Source organism: Streptomyces sp. NPDC026673 (assembly GCF_040638135.1).
Classification (GTDB): domain Bacteria; phylum Actinomycetota; class Actinomycetes; order Streptomycetales; family Streptomycetaceae; genus Actinacidiphila.
The window spans coordinates 1-16,642 of record NZ_JBEZXR010000091.1 but is presented as its reverse complement, the minus strand read 5'-3'; the positions used below and the strand labels follow the sequence as shown (position 1 = coordinate 16,642).

17 protein-coding genes are annotated in these 16,642 nt (G+C 73.1%); 5 read left to right on the top strand and 12 right to left on the bottom strand.

The features are described from left to right. Positions 1-14: 14 nt before the first annotated feature. The 4 genes from AB0F62_RS37155 to AB0F62_RS37140 all read right to left on the bottom strand — a co-directional run bounded on the left by AB0F62_RS37155 (position 15) and on the right by AB0F62_RS37140 (position 4,838). Complete coding sequence (locus tag AB0F62_RS37155) at positions 15-1,463, bottom strand: MFS transporter (protein WP_361809936.1); 1,449 nt, start codon at positions 1,461-1,463, stop codon at positions 15-17. Beyond that, a complete protein-coding gene (locus AB0F62_RS37150) occupies positions 1,460-2,026 on the bottom strand; it encodes a helix-turn-helix domain-containing protein (RefSeq protein ID WP_361809934.1) in 567 nt (188 codons plus the stop codon). Before AB0F62_RS37150 ends, AB0F62_RS37155 begins: the two co-directional genes overlap by 4 nt. A 100-nt stretch (positions 2,027-2,126) precedes the next feature. Further along, positions 2,127-3,554 (bottom strand): argininosuccinate lyase, encoded by a 1,428-nt coding sequence (gene argH, locus AB0F62_RS37145; protein ID WP_361809932.1) that lies wholly within the window; start codon positions 3,552-3,554, stop codon positions 2,127-2,129. Positions 3,555-3,644: 90 nt separating this feature from the next. Continuing rightward, on the bottom strand, positions 3,645-4,838 hold the full coding sequence (locus AB0F62_RS37140) for an argininosuccinate synthase (RefSeq protein WP_361809930.1): 1,194 nt from the start codon (positions 4,836-4,838) through the stop codon (positions 3,645-3,647). 291 nt (positions 4,839-5,129) lie between these two features. Between AB0F62_RS37140 and AB0F62_RS37135 the strand changes: the two genes are divergently transcribed. Genes AB0F62_RS37135 through AB0F62_RS37120 form a run of 4 tightly spaced genes read left to right on the top strand, consistent with a single transcriptional unit; the run spans position 5,130 to position 8,652 of the window. After that, positions 5,130-6,515, top strand: coding sequence for a ferredoxin reductase family protein (locus AB0F62_RS37135; RefSeq protein WP_361809928.1), 1,386 nt, complete (start codon positions 5,130-5,132; stop codon positions 6,513-6,515). Positions 6,516-6,522: 7 nt separating this feature from the next. Further along, on the top strand, positions 6,523-7,059 hold the full coding sequence (locus tag AB0F62_RS37130) for an FMN-binding protein (protein ID WP_361809926.1): 537 nt from the start codon (positions 6,523-6,525) through the stop codon (positions 7,057-7,059). Positions 7,060-7,061: 2 nt separating this feature from the next. Further along, positions 7,062-7,838, top strand: coding sequence for an FAD:protein FMN transferase (locus AB0F62_RS37125; protein WP_361809924.1), 777 nt, complete (start codon positions 7,062-7,064; stop codon positions 7,836-7,838). A gap of 34 nt (positions 7,839-7,872) precedes the next feature. Further along, positions 7,873-8,652, top strand: a complete 780-nt coding sequence (locus AB0F62_RS37120) for an SDR family oxidoreductase (RefSeq protein WP_361809922.1) — start codon at positions 7,873-7,875, stop codon at positions 8,650-8,652. 6 nt (positions 8,653-8,658) lie between these two features. Here AB0F62_RS37120 and AB0F62_RS37115 read toward each other — a convergent pair whose 3' ends face one another. The 8 genes from AB0F62_RS37115 to AB0F62_RS37080 form a co-directional block, all read right to left on the bottom strand. Further along, positions 8,659-9,198: an arginine repressor gene (locus AB0F62_RS37115; RefSeq protein ID WP_361809920.1), complete on the bottom strand. Its 540-nt coding sequence runs from the start codon at positions 9,196-9,198 to the stop codon at positions 8,659-8,661. 7 nt (positions 9,199-9,205) lie between these two features. Next, complete coding sequence (locus tag AB0F62_RS37110) at positions 9,206-10,423, bottom strand: acetylornithine transaminase (RefSeq protein ID WP_361809918.1); 1,218 nt, start codon at positions 10,421-10,423, stop codon at positions 9,206-9,208. Continuing rightward, complete coding sequence (gene argB, locus AB0F62_RS37105; RefSeq protein WP_361809916.1) at positions 10,420-11,352, bottom strand: acetylglutamate kinase; 933 nt, start codon at positions 11,350-11,352, stop codon at positions 10,420-10,422. The genes AB0F62_RS37110 and argB overlap by 4 nt, the downstream gene beginning before the upstream one ends. Then, positions 11,349-12,500: a bifunctional glutamate N-acetyltransferase/amino-acid acetyltransferase ArgJ gene (argJ, locus tag AB0F62_RS37100; RefSeq protein WP_361809914.1), complete on the bottom strand. Its 1,152-nt coding sequence runs from the start codon at positions 12,498-12,500 to the stop codon at positions 11,349-11,351. Before argJ ends, argB begins: the two co-directional genes overlap by 4 nt. Further along, positions 12,497-12,685 (bottom strand): hypothetical protein, encoded by a 189-nt coding sequence (locus AB0F62_RS37095; protein WP_361809912.1) that lies wholly within the window; start codon positions 12,683-12,685, stop codon positions 12,497-12,499. Before AB0F62_RS37095 ends, argJ begins: the two co-directional genes overlap by 4 nt. Further along, on the bottom strand, positions 12,682-13,710 hold the full coding sequence (gene argC, locus AB0F62_RS37090) for an N-acetyl-gamma-glutamyl-phosphate reductase (protein ID WP_361809910.1): 1,029 nt from the start codon (positions 13,708-13,710) through the stop codon (positions 12,682-12,684). The genes AB0F62_RS37095 and argC overlap by 4 nt, the downstream gene beginning before the upstream one ends. A gap of 185 nt (positions 13,711-13,895) precedes the next feature. Beyond that, the gene (locus AB0F62_RS37085; RefSeq protein WP_361809908.1) at positions 13,896-15,173 is read right to left on the bottom strand and encodes a hypothetical protein; all 1,278 of its coding nucleotides are present in this window, start codon (positions 15,171-15,173) and stop codon (positions 13,896-13,898) included. A gap of 110 nt (positions 15,174-15,283) precedes the next feature. After that, positions 15,284-16,036 (bottom strand): LysR family transcriptional regulator substrate-binding protein, encoded by a 753-nt coding sequence (locus AB0F62_RS37080; RefSeq protein WP_361809906.1) that lies wholly within the window; start codon positions 16,034-16,036, stop codon positions 15,284-15,286. Positions 16,037-16,094: 58 nt separating this feature from the next. On the opposite strand from AB0F62_RS37080, the gene AB0F62_RS37075 reads away from it, so the two are divergent. After that, positions 16,095-16,499, top strand: a complete 405-nt coding sequence (locus tag AB0F62_RS37075; protein WP_361809904.1) for a DUF5997 family protein — start codon at positions 16,095-16,097, stop codon at positions 16,497-16,499. Positions 16,500-16,642: the final 143 nt, after the last annotated feature.

Sequence of the window (16,642 nt, the reverse complement as noted above, 5' to 3'; positions counted from 1 at the left end):
GCCGCCCCGGAGCGTCAGTGGCCCACCGTGGAGACCCGGCTCTCCGCGAGCCGCTGGCCGCGCAGCAGGCGCCAGGCGGCCGCGGCGGCCAGCAGCAGGACGGCGCCGCCGACGGCGGAGGCGGCACGCAGGCCGTCGGTGAAGGCGGCGGGGTCCGCCGAGGCGGGGCCGCCGGAGATGCCGGTGACGATGGAGCCCAGCAGGGCGATGCCGAGGGCGGCGCCGAGTTCGTAGGCGGTCTCGGAGACGCCGGAGGCGGCACCGGCCTGCCGCGGCGGCACGCTGGAGAGGATGACGTCGGCGGTGACGGTGAACGACAGCCCGGCGCCGGCCCCGACGACCAGCAGGGCCGCGCCGAGCATGAGGTAACCGGTGCCGGGCCGCAGGGCGAGGAGTGCGAGCAGGGCGAGGCCGGTGGCGCCGAGTCCGCCCGCGACGGCGCCGCGGACCGACCAGCGGCGCGCGGCGGCGCCGGCGGCGAGCCCGGTGACGGCGGCGCCGAGGGTCGCGGGGAGTTCGCACAGGCCGGCCTCCAGGGGGGAGCGGCCCTGGACGATCTGGAGGAACTGGGAGAGGAAGAAGACGCTCCCGGCGAGCCCGAGCACGGTGAGCAGGTCGGCCAGTACCGCGCCGGAGAAGCCCCGGTGCCGGAAGAGCCGCATGTCCAGCAGCGGCTTGGGCAGGGCGAGTTGCCTGCGGACGAACGCGTACAGGCAGCTCGCGCCGAGCAGCCCGGTGGCGAGGGCGGTGGATCCGGGGCCGTGGACGGCCAGTTGCTTGACGGCGTAGACGACGCCGAACATGCCGAGCAGCGAGAGCAGGACGCTCACCGGGTCCCACGGGCCGGGCGCGGGGTCCCGGGACTCGGGCAGCAGGCGGGCGCCGACGACCAGCAGCACGGCCATGACGGGCAGGTTGATGAGGAAGACCGAGCCCCACCAGAAGTGTTCGAGGAGGATCCCGCCGACGACGGGCCCCAGGGCGGCGCCCGCGGTCGAGATGGCGCCCCAGACGCCGATGGCGAAGCTCCGCTCGCGCGGGTCGGGGAAGAGGGTGCGGATCAGGGCGAGCGTGGACGGCATGAGGGTGGCGCCCGCGACGCCCATGAGGGCGCGGGCGGTGATGAGCGTGCCGGGGGTGGTGGCGTAGGCGGCGAGCAGGGAGAGCCCGCCGAAGGCGGCGGTGCCGGTGAGCAGCAGCCTCTTGCGGCCCACCCGGTCGCCGAGGCCGCCCATGGAGACGAGCAGGCCCGCGATGACGAAGGAGTAGATGTCGCCGATCCACAGCAACTCGGTCGAGGTGGGCCGCAGGTCCTCGCTGAGGAAGGGCACGGCGAGGCCGAGCACGGTGGCGTCGACCGCGACGAGCAGCAGGGCGAGGGTGAGGATGCCGAGCGCGAGCCAGCGGGCGGGGTGGCCGCGGTCGTCGTGGTGCGCGGTCGCGACGGGTGCCGCGGTGGTCATGAGGCGCTCCCGGTGTCACGGGGGACGCGCAGCATGCCGCCGAGGAGCAGTTCGGTGACCATGCGGGCGGGGTCGAGGCGGGCCATGCGGCCGTCCTGGACGGACCAGGCGGAGGCCGCGATGAGCGCGTAGAGCGCCTCCACGAGCCAGGCGGGGGTCAGGTCGTAGCGAAAGGCGCCGGATTCCTGGCCGCGCCGGAAGAGGGCGGCGACCCGGGCGTCGATGCGGGCCCAGCCCTCGTTGATCTCGGCGAAGTCGTAGATCTGGTTCTCGCCGTAGAGGAAGGCCAGGAAGCCGGAGACGGGCACGGCTTCGGCGATGAGCCGGCGCACGGCCTCGACCGGGTCGCCCTCCTCGATGCGCGCGGCGTCCAGGCGCTCCTCGGTCTGCTCGATGCCGAGCAGACCGAGGGCGCGCACCAGCGCGTCCCGGCCGGGGAAGTGCCGGTGGAGGGTGGCACGGCTGACGCCGGCCGCCTTGGCGATCTCGTCCATGGAGGCGGTGGCACGCCGCGACAGCAGGTCGGCCGCGTCCCGCAGGACCTGCTCACGATCGAAGCTCATGAGACAAGGGTAATCCGGATGAGACACTCTTGTCTCATCCGAGAGGACGAAGAAGCCCGGCCGGATGGACGGACCCGGCCGGGCTCGCGGAGACCTCGGATCAGTCCTTGGCCTGCGCCCAGGCCAGCTGGACGGCGAGGTTCCGCTTGACTTCGGCCAGCTGCACCACGACCGCCGACGGCGCGGTGCCGCCGCGGCCGTCGCGGGCGGCCAGCGCGCCGGGGACGTTGAGGACCGCGCGCACCTCGGGGGTCAGGTGGGGCGAGATCTTGGCGAACTGCTCGTCGGTCAGCTGGTCCAGCTCGATGCCCTCGGCCTCGCAGACCTTGACGCACTCCCCCGCGACCTCGTGCGCGACGCGGAAGGGGACCCCCTGCTTGACCAGCCACTCGGCGATGTCCGTGGCGAGCGAGAAGCCGGCCGGGGCGAGCTCCTCCATGCGCTGCCGGTTGACGGTGAGCGTGGCCATCATGCCGGTGAAGGCGGGCAGCAGGACCTCGAGGGTGTCGCAGGAGTCGAAGACCGGCTCCTTGTCCTCCTGCAGGTCGCGGTTGTACGCCAGGGGCAGCGCCTTCAGCGTGGCGAGCAGACCGGTCAGATTGCCGATGAGGCGCCCGGACTTGCCGCGGGCGAGCTCCGCGATGTCCGGGTTCTTCTTCTGCGGCATGATCGACGAGCCGGTGGAGAAGGCGTCGTGGAGGGTGACGAAGGAGAACTCCTTCGTGTTCCAGATGATGACCTCCTCGGCGATCCGGGAGAGGTCGACACCGATCATGGCGGTGATGAAGGCGAACTCGGCGACGAAGTCCCGCGAGGCGGTGCCGTCGATGGAGTTGGCCACCGAGCCGTGCTCGAAGCCGAGGTCCTTGGCGACCGCCTCCGGGTCCAGCCCGAGCGAGGAACCGGCCAGGGCGCCGGAGCCGTACGGGGAGACCGCGGTGCGCTCGTCCCACTGCCGCAGCCGCTCGGCGTCCCGGGAGAGCGCCTGGACGTGGGCCAGCACATGGTGGGCGAAGAGCACCGGCTGGGCGTGCTGCAGATGTGTACGGCCGGGCATGGCGACGTCGATGTGCGTCTCGGCGAGGCGGACCAGGGCGTGCTGCAGCTCGGCGATCAGGCCGCCGATCGTCCGGGCGTGGTCGCGCAGGTACATCCGGAAGAGCGTGGCGACCTGGTCGTTGCGGGACCGGCCGGCCCGCAGCTTGCCGCCGAGGTCGGGGCCGAGCCGCTCCAGCAGGCCGCGCTCCAGGGCGGTGTGGACGTCCTCGTCGGCGATGGTGCCGGTGAAGGAGCCCTCGGCGACGTCGGTCTCCAGCTGGTCGAGGCCGGCGAGCATGCGGGTCAGCTCGACGTCGCTGAGCAGGCCCGCCTTGTGCAGGACGCGCGCGTGGGCGCGGGAGCCGGCGATGTCGTACGGCGCGAGCCGCCAGTCGAAGTGGACGGACGCGGAGAGTTTGGCCAGCGCCTCCGCGGGACCGTCGGCGAAACGGCCGCCCCAGAGCCGGACGTCGCCGCTGTTGGTGCTCACTGCTCTGCTCGCTTCCGTCGGGGTTCGGTTGTGCGGCCGCCTCCCCGCCGGACGGGCGGGGAGGCGGGCTGCCGTGGTCGAGGCTACTGACTAGGCGAGGTCGCGCTTGGCGGCGATCTTCGACGACATGCCGAAGATCTCGATGAAGCCCTTCGAGAGGGACTGGTCGAACGTGTCGCCGGTGTCGTAGGTCGCCAGGTTGAAGTCGTACAGGGACTCGCCGGACTTCCGTCCGGTGACGACGGCGCGGCCGCCGTGCAGCGTCATCCGGATGTCGCCGGAGACGTGCTGGTTGGCCTCGTCGATGAAGCCGTCCAGCGCCCGCTTGAGCGGGGAGAACCACAGGCCGTCGTAGACCAGCTCGCCCCAGCGCTGCTCGACCTGCCGCTTGTAGCGGGCCAGTTCGCGCTCGACGGTGACGTTCTCCAGCTCCTGGTGGGCGGTGATCAGCGCGATCGCGCCCGGCGCCTCGTACACCTCGCGGGACTTGATGCCGACCAGGCGGTCCTCGACCATGTCGATCCGGCCGACACCCTGGGCGCCCGCGCGCTCGTTGAGCTGCTGGATGGCCTGCAGGACGGTGACCGGCTTGCCGTCGATGGCGACCGGGACGCCCTGCTTGAAGGTGATGACCACCTCGTCGGCCTCGCGGGCCGTGGCCGGGTTCTGGGTGTACTCGTAGACGTCCTCGATCGGGGCGTTCCAGATGTCCTCGAGGAAGCCGGTCTCGACGGCCCGGCCGAAGACGTTCTGGTCGATCGAGTAGGGGGACTTCTTGGTGGTGGCGATGGGGAGGTTCTTCTCCTCGCAGAACGCGATCGCCTTGTCCCGGGTCATCGCGTAGTCGCGGACCGGGGCGATGCAGGTCAGCTCGGGGGCGAGGGAGGAGATGCCGGCCTCGAAGCGGACCTGGTCGTTGCCCTTGCCGGTGCAGCCGTGGGCGACGATCGAGGCGCCGTGCTTCTTGGCGGCGGCCACCAGGTGCTTGACGATGGTCGGCCGGGAGAGCGCGGAGACCAGCGGGTAGCGGTCCATGTAGAGGGCGTTGGCCTTGATCGCCGGCAGGCAGTACTCGTCGGCGAACTCGTCCCTGGCGTCGGCGACCTCGGCCTCCACCGCGCCGCAGGCGAGCGCCCGCTTGCGGATGACGTCCAGGTCCTCGCCGCCCTGGCCGACGTCCACGGCCACCGCGATGACCTCGGCGCCGGTCTCCTCGGCGATCCATCCGATGGCGACGGAGGTGTCCAGTCCGCCCGAGTAGGCGAGTACGACGCGCTCGGTCACGGGTCTCTCCTTTGGTGCACGAGGTCGGGTGCGTATGGCGGCGGTGATGAGGCATACGCTGATGGGTATAAGTATGCACTCCTCTGCATGGTTCGTCAATCGGCCGTGTCGCCGCAGGTCAGAGGGGCGGGCCGGATCACACGCGGCATCCGGGCCGTCGACCCCGCCTCGCCCCGGCACGCCCCCTGCGCACGTTCCGGAACGGCCGCGCGGCCATACCACATCGCCGCACGGCTCGAAGGACGAAAGCGTGCTTTGAGCGGCGGCGCGGTGCCGCCCGTACACATGCGCATGGCGGCCACCACCACGATGATCCACAACAGCAGGGCGGGCAGACGGCAGGCCATGCGCCGGATCCGGCCCCGCCGCTCCCCCGCGATCCCGCTGCTCCTCCTGGCCTGGGCGGGCGCCGCCGGCGTCGTCTGGCTGTGGTGGGGCAACACCCCCTACATCCAGCCCACCACGGCCGGCTGGCTCACCGCGGCGGGCCGGATCACCGGCCTGCTCGGCGGCTACGCCATCGCCCTGGTCGTCCTGCAGATGGCCCGGGTGCCCGCGCTGGAACGGCGCGTGGGCAGCGACCGGGTGGCCCGCTGGCACGCGATGAGCGGCCGCTACGCCGTGTCCCTGGTCGTCGTCCACGTCGCGCTGATCCTGTGGGGCTACTCCGAGCAGTCCGGGCAGCCGATCGTGCAGCAGTCGGTCTCGGTGGTCCTGGACTACCCGCGGATGATAGAGGCCACGGCCGGCACCGTGCTGCTGCTGGTCATCGGCTTCGTCTCGGCGGGCGCCCTGCGCCGCCGGCTGCGCTACGAGACCTGGTACTACGTCCACCTGCTGACCTACGCCGCGGTCTATCTGACCTTCTGGCACCAGCTCGCCACCGGCGCCGAGTTCGCCGGCAGCGCCACCGCGCGCGGCATCTGGTACGCGCTGTACGGCTCGGTGACGGGGCTGGTGCTCTGGTACCGGGTGCTGGTGCCCGTCCGGCTCAACATGAGGCACCGCATGCGGGTCGCGGAGACCGTGGAGGAGGCGCCGGGCGTGGTCTCGGTGCTGATCACGGGACGCAGGCTGCACCGGCTGGGCGCCGAACCCGGCCACTTCTTCCGCTGGCGCTTCCTCGCCCCGGGCCTGCGCTGGAGCGCCAATCCGTACTCCCTGTCGGCGCCGCCGCGGCCCGACCTGCTGCGGATCACCGTCAAGGCGGTGGGCGGCCACAGCTCGGCGCTGGCCTCGCTCGAGCCCGGCACCCGGGTGTGGGCCGAGGGCCCGTACGGCGCCATGACGGCCTCCCGCCGCCGCGGCGGCAAGGTGCTGCTGCTGGCGGGCGGCGCCGGGATCACCCCGCTGCGGGCGCTGTTCGAGACGCTGCCGGCCGCGCCCGGCGACCTCACGCTGCTGTACCGGGCCCGCAGCAGGCAGGACCTGGCGCTCTGGGCCGAGCTGGAGGAGATCGCGGCGGACCGCGGCGCGCGCCTGGTCTACGCCGTGAACGGACCCGACGGCGCCCGCCCGGAGATCACCGCGCAAGGGCTGCGGCGGATGCTGCCGGACATCGACCGGCACGACGTGTACCTGTGCGGCCCCCCGGGGCTGGCCGAGGAGTCGTACTCCGCGCTGCGCGAGGCGGGAGTGCCGGAACGCCGTATCCACCACGAGTCCTTCGAGATGTGAGGTCCGAGTGAAGAAGAAGCACCCGCTGCGCCGGATCCTCCTGAGCAGCGTGACGACCGTCTCCGGGGTCGTGCTGCTGCTCGCCCTGAAGCCGACGACCGCGCCCTTCACCTCGCAGGCGGGGGCACCGGCCCAGCAGGTGCCGCCGGTCTCCGCGGCGCCCTCGCCGGCCGGCCCCGATCCGTCGGTACCGGTGGCCTCCGCCCCCTCCGACGGGCGGGGCTCCGGCGGCGCGGACGCCCCGGGGAAGCAGGGCGGCGCACCCGCGCGGAAGACCGTCACCGGAGAGGCGGCGCAGACCAGTTACGGCCCGGTCCAGGTGAAGGTCACCGTGGAGGGCGGGCGCATCGTGTCGGCCGCCGCCGTCCGGGCCCCGAGCGGCACCCCCACCAGCGACCAGCTCACCGCCACCGCCGTCCCGAAGCTCAACCAGGCGGCGGTCACCGCCCAGAGCGCGCGGATCGACACGGTCTCCGGAGCCTCCTTCACCAGCGAGGGCTACCGCAAGTCGCTGCAGAGCGCCCTCGACAAGGCCGGTGCCTGACGATGTCCGACAACCCCCCGCGCCTGCGGCACGTGGAGCACTGCATGGGCACGGTGTTCTCCTTCGACGTGCACGGCGCCCGCGACCCGCGCGTCCGCGCCGCCCTCGAGGAGGCGGTGGCCTCCCTGCACCGGGTCGACGCGGTGTTCTCCACCTTCCGCGAGGACAGTGAGATCAGCCGGCTGGGCCGCGGGGAGCTCGCCCTCGCCGCGTGCTCCCCCGAGGTGCGCGAGGTGCTGGGGCTGTGCGAGGACGCCGAACGCCGCACCGACGGCTGGTTCGCCCTCCGCCACGCGGGCGCCGACACCGCGCCCGACCCCACCGGCCTGGTCAAGGGCTGGGCGGTGGAGCGGGCTGCCCGGACGATCGCGGCGGCGGGCGCGGAGAAGGTCTGCCTCAACGGCGGTGGCGACGTCCAGCTGCTCGGCGGCCCCTGGCGGGTCGGCATCGCGGACCCGCTGCGGCCCGGCGGGCTCGCCACCGTCGTCGAGGCGGACGCCGAACTGGCCGTCGCCACCTCGGGACCCGCCGAGCGCGGCTGCCACATCCTCGACCCGCGCACGGGCGAGCCGCCGTCGGGGGGACTCGCCTCCCTGACCGTCGTCTGCCCGTCCCTCACCGAGGCGGACACCTGGGCAACGGCCGGATACGCCATGGGCGGCCGGGCCCGGGAATGGCTGGAAGGACTCCCCGACGTGGAGGCCTTCGCGGTCGCGCCCGACGGCACGACCTGGCACACCTCGGGATTCGGGCGATTCGTCGCCGAGTTGAGCGCTTGACGATCAGCTGTTCCCAGTGGCAAGAATGCGTCACATGGATCTGCAACTGAACGACAAGGTCGTGCTGATCACCGGAGGGTCCGACGGCCTCGGCGCGGCCCTCGTCCGGCGGCTGGCCGCCGAGGGCGCCAGGGTGGCGCTGTGCGGACGTGACCCCGAGCGCATCGAGCGCCTGGTCAAGGAGATGGGTGCCACGGGCGCCGACGTGGTGGGTGTGCCCGCGGACGTCACCCGCCCCGAGGACCTCGAGCGCTTCGTCGCCGCCGCCGACGGCCGCTGGGGACGGATCGACGCCGTGGTCAACAACGCCGGCCGCAGCGCGGCCGGGTTCTTCGAGCGCCAGGACGACTCCGTGTGGGAGGAGGACCTCGAGCTGAAGCTGCACGCCGCCGTACGGCTGACCCGGCTGGCCCTCCCCCATCTGCGGGCCGCGGGGGGCGGCAGCGTCGTCAACACCCTCGCCGTGTCCGCCAAGGCCCCCGGCGCGGGCAGCACCCCGACGTCGGTCTCCCGGGCCGCGGGCCTCGCCCTCACCAAGGCGCTCTCCAAGGAGCTCGGGCCCGACAACATCCGGGTCAACGCCGTGCTCGTCGGCCTGGTGGAGAGCGGCCAGTGGGCCCGGCAGGCCGAGGAGCGAGGGGTGCCCGTGGAGGAGCTGTACGCCACCATGGGCCGCGAGTCCGGGATTCCGCTGGGCCGGGTGGGCCGTGCGGAGGAGTTCGCGGACCTGGTGGCGTTCCTGCTCTCCGGCCGGGCCGCCTACGTGACCGGCACCGGCATCAACTTCGACGGCGGCCTCAGCCCCGTCGTGTGATCCGGCTCAGCGCTCGCCGCCTCCGGCCAGGCGCAGCAGGTGGTCCGCGACCGCCTGCCCGCCGGCCGGGTCACGGCTGATCAGCATGACCGTGTCGTCGCCGGCGATGGTGCCGAGGATGTCGTACACCTCGGCCTGGTCGATCGCGGAGGCGAAGAACTGCGCCGCGCCCGGGGGCGTGCGGACGACGACGAGATTGGCCGACGCCTCGGCGGAGATGAGCAGTTCGCCCGCGAGGCGGCGCATACGCTCCTCCTTCACCGACTCCCCGAGCGGTGCCATGGGGGTGCGGAAACCGCCCTCGCTGGGCACGGCGTAGATGAGTTCGCCGTTGTTGGTGCGGATCTTCACCGCGCCCAGTTCGTCGAGGTCACGGGAGAGCGTCGCCTGGGTGACGCTCAGCCCGTCGTCGGAGAGCAGCTTGGCGAGCTGACTCTGGGACCGCACCGGCTGCCGGTTCAGGATGTCCACGATCCGCCGGTGGCGTGCCATCCGGGTCTGCGGTACGGCGGCGGCTCCGCCGGCCTGCTGCTGCGCCTCGCTCATCGTCGTGTCATTCTCCGGATCGCGGTCCCGCTACGGCGTGTACGGCGTCGAGGACGCCCGGCAGCGCCCCGAGGAACGCGTCCACCTCGGCGTCACCGAGGATCAGCGGCGGGGCGAGCCGCACCGTGTCGGGTACGGCGGCGTTCACCAGGAGTCCGGCGTCCTGAGCCGCCTTCTGCACCTGGGCGGAGAGCGGCTCGGTGAGCACGATACCCAGCAGGAGGCCCGCACCGCGCACGTGATCGACCAGAGAGTGGCCGAGTGCCTCGATGCCCTGGCGCAGTCTCTCGCCCTGGCGCTTGACGTTCTCCAGCACGCCCTCGTGCTCGATGGTGTCCAGGACGGCCAGCGCGGCGGCGCAGGCGACCGGGTTGCCGCCGAAGGTGGTCCCGTGCTGTCCGGGCGTCAGCAGGTCGGCCGCGGGGCCGAAGGCGAGGGTGGCGCCGATGGGCAGTCCGCCGCCGAGCGCCTTGGCCAGGGTGACGACATCCGCCTCGACACCCTGCGCCTGGTGCTCGAACCAGTGGCCCGTACGGCCGATGCCGGTCTGCACCTCGTCCAGGACGAGCAGGGTGCCGGTGGCGCGGGTGATCTCCCGCGCGGCGGCCAGGTAGCCGGCCGGGGGCACGATGACGCCGTTCTCGCCCTGGATGGGCTCGATCACGACGAGCGCGGTCTCCTCGGTGACGGCGGAGCGCAGCGCTTCGGCGTCGCCGTACGGCACATGGGTGACGTCGCCGGGCAGCGGGCGGAAGGACTCCTGCTTCTTGGGCTGTCCGGTGAGCGCGAGCGCGCCCATGGTGCGGCCGTGGAAGCCGCCCTCGGTGGCCACCATGTGGGTGCGGCCGGTCAGCCGGCCGATCTTGAAGGCGGCCTCGTTGGCCTCGGCGCCGGAGTTGCAGAACAGCACGCGGCCGGGGCGGCCGGACAGCTGCAGCAGCCGCTCGGCGAGGACGACGGTGGGCTCGGCGATGAAGAAGTTGGAGACGTGGCCCAGGGTCGCGATCTGCTCGGAGACGGCGCGGACGACCGCGGGGTGCGCGGTGCCCAGCGCGTTCACGGCGATGCCGCCGAGGAAGTCCAGGTACTCGTTGCCGTCGGCGTCCCAGAACCTGACGCCCTCGCCGCGGACCAGGGGCAGCCGCGGGGTGCCGTAGTTGTCCATCAGGGAGCCCTGCCAGCGCCCGGTCAGCGCCTCGTTCCCCCGGCCGGCGGTCCCGGTCATGCCTGTCCCCCTTCGTTCACGGATGCGTTCGCGGACGTGCCCGCGGCGTCGGGCACCACCATCGTGCCGATGCCCTCGTCGGTGAAGATCTCCAGCAGGATCGAGTGCGCGACCCGGCCGTCGATGACGCGAGCGGTGTGCACGCCGTTGCGCACCGCGTACAGGCAGCCCTCCATCTTGGGCACCATGCCGCTGGACAGCTCGGGCAACAGCTTCTCCAACTCGCTCGCGGTGAGCCGGCTGATGACGTCGTCGCTGTGCGGCCAGTCCTCGTACAGGCCCTCGACGTCGGTGAGGACCATCAGCGTCTCGGCGCCGAGCGCGGCCGCCAGGGCCGCGGCGGCGGTGTCGGCGTTGACGTTGTAGACGTGGCCGTCGTCGGCGCTGCGGGCGATGGAGGAGACGACCGGGATGCGGCCGTCGTCCAGCAGGGCCTCGATGGCGCCGGTGTCGATCTCGGTGATCTGCCCGACCCGGCCGATGTCGACGGCCTCGCCGTCGATCAGCGGGCGGTGCCGGGTCGCGCTGATGGTGTGGGCGTCCTCGCCGGTCAGACCGACGGCGAGCGGGCCGTGCTGGTTGAGCAGATTGACCAGCTCGCGCTGCACCTGCCCGGCGAGCACCATGCGGACGACGTCCATGGCCTCGGGCGTGGTGACCCGCAGCCCGGCCTTGAACTCGCTGACCAGGCCGTGCTTGTCGAGCTGCGCGCTGATCTGCGGGCCGCCGCCGTGCACGACGACCGGCTTGAGTCCGGCGTGCCGCAGGAAGACGACGTCCTGCGCGAAGGCGGCCTTCAGTTCCTCGTCGACCATGGCGTTGCCGCCGAACTTGATGACGACGGTCCTGCCGTGGTGGCGGGTCAGCCAGGGCAGTGCCTCGATGAGGATCTGCGCCTTGGGCAGCGCGGTGTGCTTGCGGGCGCTCATGAGCTGTAGGCGCTGTTCTCGTGGACGTACTCGGCGGTCAGGTCGTTGGTCCAGATGGTCGCGGTCTCGGTGCCCGCGGCGAGGTCGGCGGTGATGTGGACCTCGCGGTAGCGCATGTCGACCAGCTCCCGGTCCTCTCCAACGGAGCCGGACTTGCAGACCCACACCCCGTTGATGGCGACGTTGAGCCGGTCGGGCTCGAACTCGGCGGAGGTGGTGCCGATCGCCGAGAGCACCCGGCCCCAGTTGGGGTCCTCGCCGTGGATCGCGCACTTGAGGAGGTTGTTGCGGGCGATGGAGCGGCCCACCTCGACGGCGTCCGCCTCGGTCGCCGCGTTGATCACCTCGATCCTGATGTCCTTGGACGCGCCCTCCGCGTCGCGGATCAGCTGCCGGGCCAGGTCCGCGCAGACCTGCTCGACGGCGGCCGCGAAGGGCTCGTACGCGGGGGCGACGCCGGAGGCGCCGGAGGCGAGCAGCAGCACCGTGTCGTTGGTGGACATGCATCCGTCCGAGTCGGCCCGGTCGAAGGTGGTGCGGGTGGCCGCGCGCAGCGCCTTGTCGAGCGTGGGTGAGTCCAGGTCGGCGTCGGTGGTGAGGACGACCAGCATGGTGGCCAGGCCCGGCGCGAGCATGCCCGCGCCCTTGGCCATGCCGCCCACGGTCCAGCCGTCGCCCTCGTACACGGCGGTCTTGTGGACGGTGTCGGTGGTCTTGATGGCGATGGCGGCCTTCTCGCCGCCGTGCGCGGAGAGCTCTCCGGCGGCCTTGGCGACGCCCGGCAGCAGCCTGTCCATCGGCAGCCGGACGCCGATCAGCCCGGTGGAGCAGACGGCCACCTCGCCCGCGCTGTGGCCGAGAGCGTCCGCGACGGCCTCGGCGGTGGCGTGGGTGTCCTGGAAGCCGAGCGGGCCCGTGCAGGCGTTGGCGCCGCCGGAGTTCAGGACGACGGCGGAGACCCGGCCGCCCTTGAGTACCTGCTCCGACCACAGGACGGGGGCGGCCTTGACGCGGTTGGAGGTGAAGACGCCGGCCGCGGCGAGCCGCGGGCCGCCGTTCACCACCAGGGCGAGGTCCGGGTTGCCGTTCTCCTTGATCCCGGCGGCGATGCCCGCCGCCGTGAATCCCTGTGCTGCCGTGACGCTCACTGTGCCGTCTCCTTGTCCGCTGCTGGGCCGACGCACCGCAGGGGCGCGGCCTTCGCCGTGATGTCCGTGTGCGGCCCGGCCGCGGGGCCCGTCCCGTCCGTGTCGGCGCCCGTGTCGCAGGGCGCTGCCCGGGTGAGCAGCACGGCGACGGCCCGGCGGGCGCGGGCGGCGGGGCGGGGGGTCATGGCGCGACCCCCACGGTGCTCAGGCCCAGTCCCTCGGGCAGGCCCAGCGCGATGTTCATGCTCTGCACGGCGCCGCCGGCGGTGCCCTTGGTGAGGTTGTCGATGGCGCTGACGGCGATGAGCCGTCCGGCGGCCTCGTCGTACGCGACCTGGATCAGCGCGGCGTTCGAACCGTGGACGGCGGCGGTGGCGGGCCACCGGCCCTCCGGCAGCAGGTGCGCGAACGGCTCGTCGGCCAGCGCCTTCTCGTACGCCGTCCGCACGGCGTCCGCGGTGGTGCCGGGCCTGGCCTTGGCGCTGCAGGTGGCGAGGATGCCGCGCGTCATCGGCGCGAGGGTCGGGGTGAAGGAGACGGTGACCCGCTCCCCCGCCACGGCCGAGAGGTTCTGGATCATCTCGGGGGTGTGCCGGTGCCCGCCGCCGACGCCGTACGGGGTCATGTTGCCCATGACCTCGCTGCCCAGCAGGTGCGGCTTGGCCGCCTTGCCCGCGCCGGAGGTGCCGGACGCGGCGACGATCACGGCCTCGGGCTCCACCAGGCCCGCCGCGTACGCGGGGAAGAGCGCGAGCGAGACCGCGGTGGGGTAGCAACCGGGCACCGCGATGCGCTTGGACCCCTCCAGCGCGGCACGGGCACCCGGCAGTTCCGGAAGGCCGTACGGCCAGGTGCCGGCGTGCGGGGAGCCGTAGAACCGCTCCCAGTCGGCGGCGTCCTCGAGCCGGAAGTCGGCACCGCAGTCGACGACGAGCGCGGTGTCGCCCAGCTGCTCGGCGACCGCGGCCGACTGCCCGTGCGGCAGCGCGAGGAAGACCACGTCGTGCCCGGCCAGCGCCTCCGCGCTCGTGGCCTCCAGCACGCGGTCCGCGAGCGGCAGCAGGTGCGGCTGCAGGCCGCCGAGGCGCTGCCCGGCGTTGGAGTTCCCGGTGAGCGCGCCGATCTCGATCTCGGGGTGGCTCAGCAACAGGCGCAGGACCTCTCCGCCCGCGTACCCGCTCGCTCCCGCCACCGCTGCCCGGAATGCCATGGACCCTCCTCCTTGATGGCATGACTATACGGCCTCCGGAACTTTTATGCAAAGCTTTCCGGGCCCGCCACCCCGCGATGGGCGCCGCGGAGCCCGGCGAGTCTGGGCGCCCCGGTTGGCGTGCGGGCCTCCGCCCGGTGGCGGCCGCACGCCGCCCGGCGAACACCGGGCGAACTCCGCGCTGGTCAGTCCAGCAGCGCCACGGCCTCGCGGAAGTCGTCGTAGGCCTCTCCATACTGCAGGGCGGCGAGCAGGAACATCGAACGGTCGGCCAGCGCCCTGCCCAGAGCCTCTTCGCCCCGCTGGGCGCCGGGCAGGGCCGCGAGGCGGCGGGCGAGCGTGACACCCTCGGCGAAGAGCGGCCGCAGCGGTTTCAGGATGCGGTGCGTACGGCGCTCCCAGCGCAGCGCCGCCCGGACGGTCAGCCTGCGATGGGCGGCGACCAGCGCCGGAAGGTGCCGGCCGGGCTCGGCCGCGGCCGCCTCGGTGAGCGCGGCGACCTCCGCCTCCAGGCCCGGGAGCTCCGCGGCGTAGGCCCGGGAGACGTCCGGCGACCAGTGCATCACGTGCCGGCCGTACGGCGGTGCCGGTGCGCCCGGGGCACCCGACGGCTCCAGCGCCCTGCCGGACAACAGGTACAGCGTGGTCCACCACGTCTGGATGTTGCTCCAGCTCTGGCGCTCCCCCGTCAGGTCGAGTTCCGCGAGGAGCGTGAGCGCCTCCCGCCTGGCCTCGGCGGCCTCGGCGGGACGCCCGCCCTCGTCCAGCATCTGGGAGTGCCGTACGAGGGTCCACGTCACGATGGCCAGCGACGTGTGGTCCTCGTCGAGCCGGCGGCGCAGGAAGTCCAGCAGCGGCACCAAGGCGTCCAGCGCCGCGTCGCGCAGTCCCGCGGCCTCCAGTTCGGCGACCCATGCGACCGTGGACCAGAAGGAGACGTCGTCGTCGCCGTCCGAGCCGCTGCCCCGGACGAACCCCTCGCAGATCTCCGCCGCCTCCCGGTGGCGCCCCTCCTCGGCCAGCACGACGGCGAGCCGCGTGTGCCCGTACACCGGGCTCGGCACCTGCCCCAGCTCGAACCCCAGCCGTCCGGCCGCCGCCATCTCCTCGCACACCGCCAGACCCTCGGTGCGCCGCCCGGCCGAGTACAACCCGTGCTCGTACGCCCCCAGGGCGTCGAGCAGCGCCTTCGTGCGCCCCGGCTCGGCCGGGGCGATCCGGCGCGCCGCGACGGCCGCCTCCTCGTGCAGGGCCAGCCGCTCCTGCGGCCGGTCCCGGAACTCCTCGTCGTAGCCGTGCGCGATCAGCGCCTCCGACAGTTTGGGCAGATACGACAAGGGGCTCACCTCCGCCAGCACCCGGTACGCCGCGACCTTCTGGCGCGCGGTGAGCCGGCCGGATCCGAGCAGCATGGTTCGCGCACGCAGCACCGCGTCCTGATCGACGCCTGTGGAGAAATCCATGACGGGGATTCTGGAAGCCGCCCCAACTCCCCTACAAGGCCTCTGAGCTGTGCGTTCCGTCCTACAAAAAGCGCCGCCGGACTGTCATGATGGAGGTGCCATCACCCCGGTCACGAACGTCGACGGGGCTTTCCGCGCTTCGCGGCGGGCCGGGGCGTCTTCGCGGACCCGCGGCCGGACGATTTGGCGGCTGCGGGCTTGCGGCGTGCGGCGGCCTCGTGGGCCTTCTTCTTCGGCTCCGGCTCCGCCTGGGCGCGGCCGCGCGTGCTGTTGACGGTGCGGCCGCGCACGATGCCGATGAAGTCCTCGACCCGGTCGGTCGTGGTGTCCTCGCGCCACGACAGGGCCACCCGTGACTGGGGGGCGTCGACGACCGTGCGGTAGGTGAGGTCCTTGCGGTGGTGCAGACGGGCCAGCGACTGCGGGACCACGAGCAGCCCCACCCCCGCCGCCACCAGCTCGATGGCGTCCGCCGTCGTGGCGGGGCGCTCGATCGCGGGCCGCCCGGGGAGCTCCTGCCAGTCCAGGGTGTCGTCGAGGGGGTGGAACACCACGTCGTCGGCCAGGTCCGCCAGGGTCACCTCGTCGGCGGCCGCGACCAGGTGGTCCTTGGGCACGACGACGACCGTCGTCTCGGTGTAGAGGGGGATCGCGCTGAGGTCCGTACGGTCGATCGGCAGCCGTACGAAGCCCGCGTCCGCGTCGAGGCCGCGAAGCACGCCGGGAGCCTCGGCGGCCGGGACCATGACCAGATCCAGGGGGATGTCCGGCAGCCGCTCCTGCCAGATCCGCACCCATTTGGCGGGGATCACGCCCGGGACGTAGGCGAGGCGGAACGAGGGGGGAGCATCCGAGCCGGTCATCCGGCCAGGCTACCCGGCACTGGTCGGAGGCCGCGCACGCGCTCGATATCCTTGGGGCATGACGTCGCACCATTCCGCCCAGACCATGAAGCCCGCCACGGCGGCGAAGAAGCTGGGTGTGTACCTCGAGGCCACCCCCGCCGAGTTCCGGGAGGGCGTCGTGTCGCGCGACGAGCTGAACGCGCTGCAGTCCGACCCGCCCGAGTGGCTGCGGGAGCTGCGCCGCAACGGCCCGCACCCCCGGCCGGTGGTCGCGGCGAGGCTGGGCGTCTCCATCTCGGGCCTCGCCCGCGGCGGGATCACCGAGGCCCTCACCACGGAGCAGATCGAGGCGCTGAAGTCGGAGGCTCCCGAGTGGCTGGAGAAGGAGCGCGCCACCCAGGCCGAGGTGCGGAAGGAAGCGGTCCGCATCAAGGAGAAGAACGCCGAGCGGGCCGAGCGCGCGCAGCGCGACGACTCCTGACGCCCGCGCCGCCCCGCGGCCTCCCCGACGGACGCCCGCCGTGCCGGCGCCGGCGCCGCGGGCCCACCCGCGGGTCCGGACGGCCCACCGGCGAACACCAAGCACCGCGAATGTGTTGGGGTTGTGCGGGCTGGGGGTGATAG

Excerpts from the sequence above, each read along its gene's own strand:
- AB0F62_RS37155 (WP_361809936.1), bottom strand. The coding sequence starts at position 1,463 with ATGACCACCGCGGCACCCGTCGCGACCGCGCACCACGACGACCGCGGC.
- AB0F62_RS37150 (WP_361809934.1), bottom strand. The coding sequence starts at position 2,026 with ATGAGCTTCGATCGTGAGCAGGTCCTGCGGGACGCGGCCGACCTGCTG.
- AB0F62_RS37135 (WP_361809928.1), top strand. The coding sequence starts at position 5,130 with ATGGCGGCCACCACCACGATGATCCACAACAGCAGGGCGGGCAGACGG.
- AB0F62_RS37125 (WP_361809924.1), top strand. The coding sequence starts at position 7,062 with ATGTCCGACAACCCCCCGCGCCTGCGGCACGTGGAGCACTGCATGGGC.
- AB0F62_RS37120 (WP_361809922.1), top strand. The coding sequence starts at position 7,873 with ATGGATCTGCAACTGAACGACAAGGTCGTGCTGATCACCGGAGGGTCC.
- AB0F62_RS37115 (WP_361809920.1), bottom strand. The coding sequence starts at position 9,198 with ATGAGCGAGGCGCAGCAGCAGGCCGGCGGAGCCGCCGCCGTACCGCAG.
- AB0F62_RS37110 (WP_361809918.1), bottom strand. The coding sequence starts at position 10,423 with ATGACCGGGACCGCCGGCCGGGGGAACGAGGCGCTGACCGGGCGCTGG.
- argB (WP_361809916.1), bottom strand. The coding sequence starts at position 11,352 with ATGAGCGCCCGCAAGCACACCGCGCTGCCCAAGGCGCAGATCCTCATC.
- AB0F62_RS37095 (WP_361809912.1), bottom strand. The coding sequence starts at position 12,685 with ATGACCCCCCGCCCCGCCGCCCGCGCCCGCCGGGCCGTCGCCGTGCTG.
- argC (WP_361809910.1), bottom strand. The coding sequence starts at position 13,710 with ATGGCATTCCGGGCAGCGGTGGCGGGAGCGAGCGGGTACGCGGGCGGA.
- AB0F62_RS37085 (WP_361809908.1), bottom strand. The coding sequence starts at position 15,173 with ATGGATTTCTCCACAGGCGTCGATCAGGACGCGGTGCTGCGTGCGCGA.
- AB0F62_RS37080 (WP_361809906.1), bottom strand. The coding sequence starts at position 16,036 with ATGACCGGCTCGGATGCTCCCCCCTCGTTCCGCCTCGCCTACGTCCCG.
- AB0F62_RS37075 (WP_361809904.1), top strand. The coding sequence starts at position 16,095 with ATGACGTCGCACCATTCCGCCCAGACCATGAAGCCCGCCACGGCGGCG.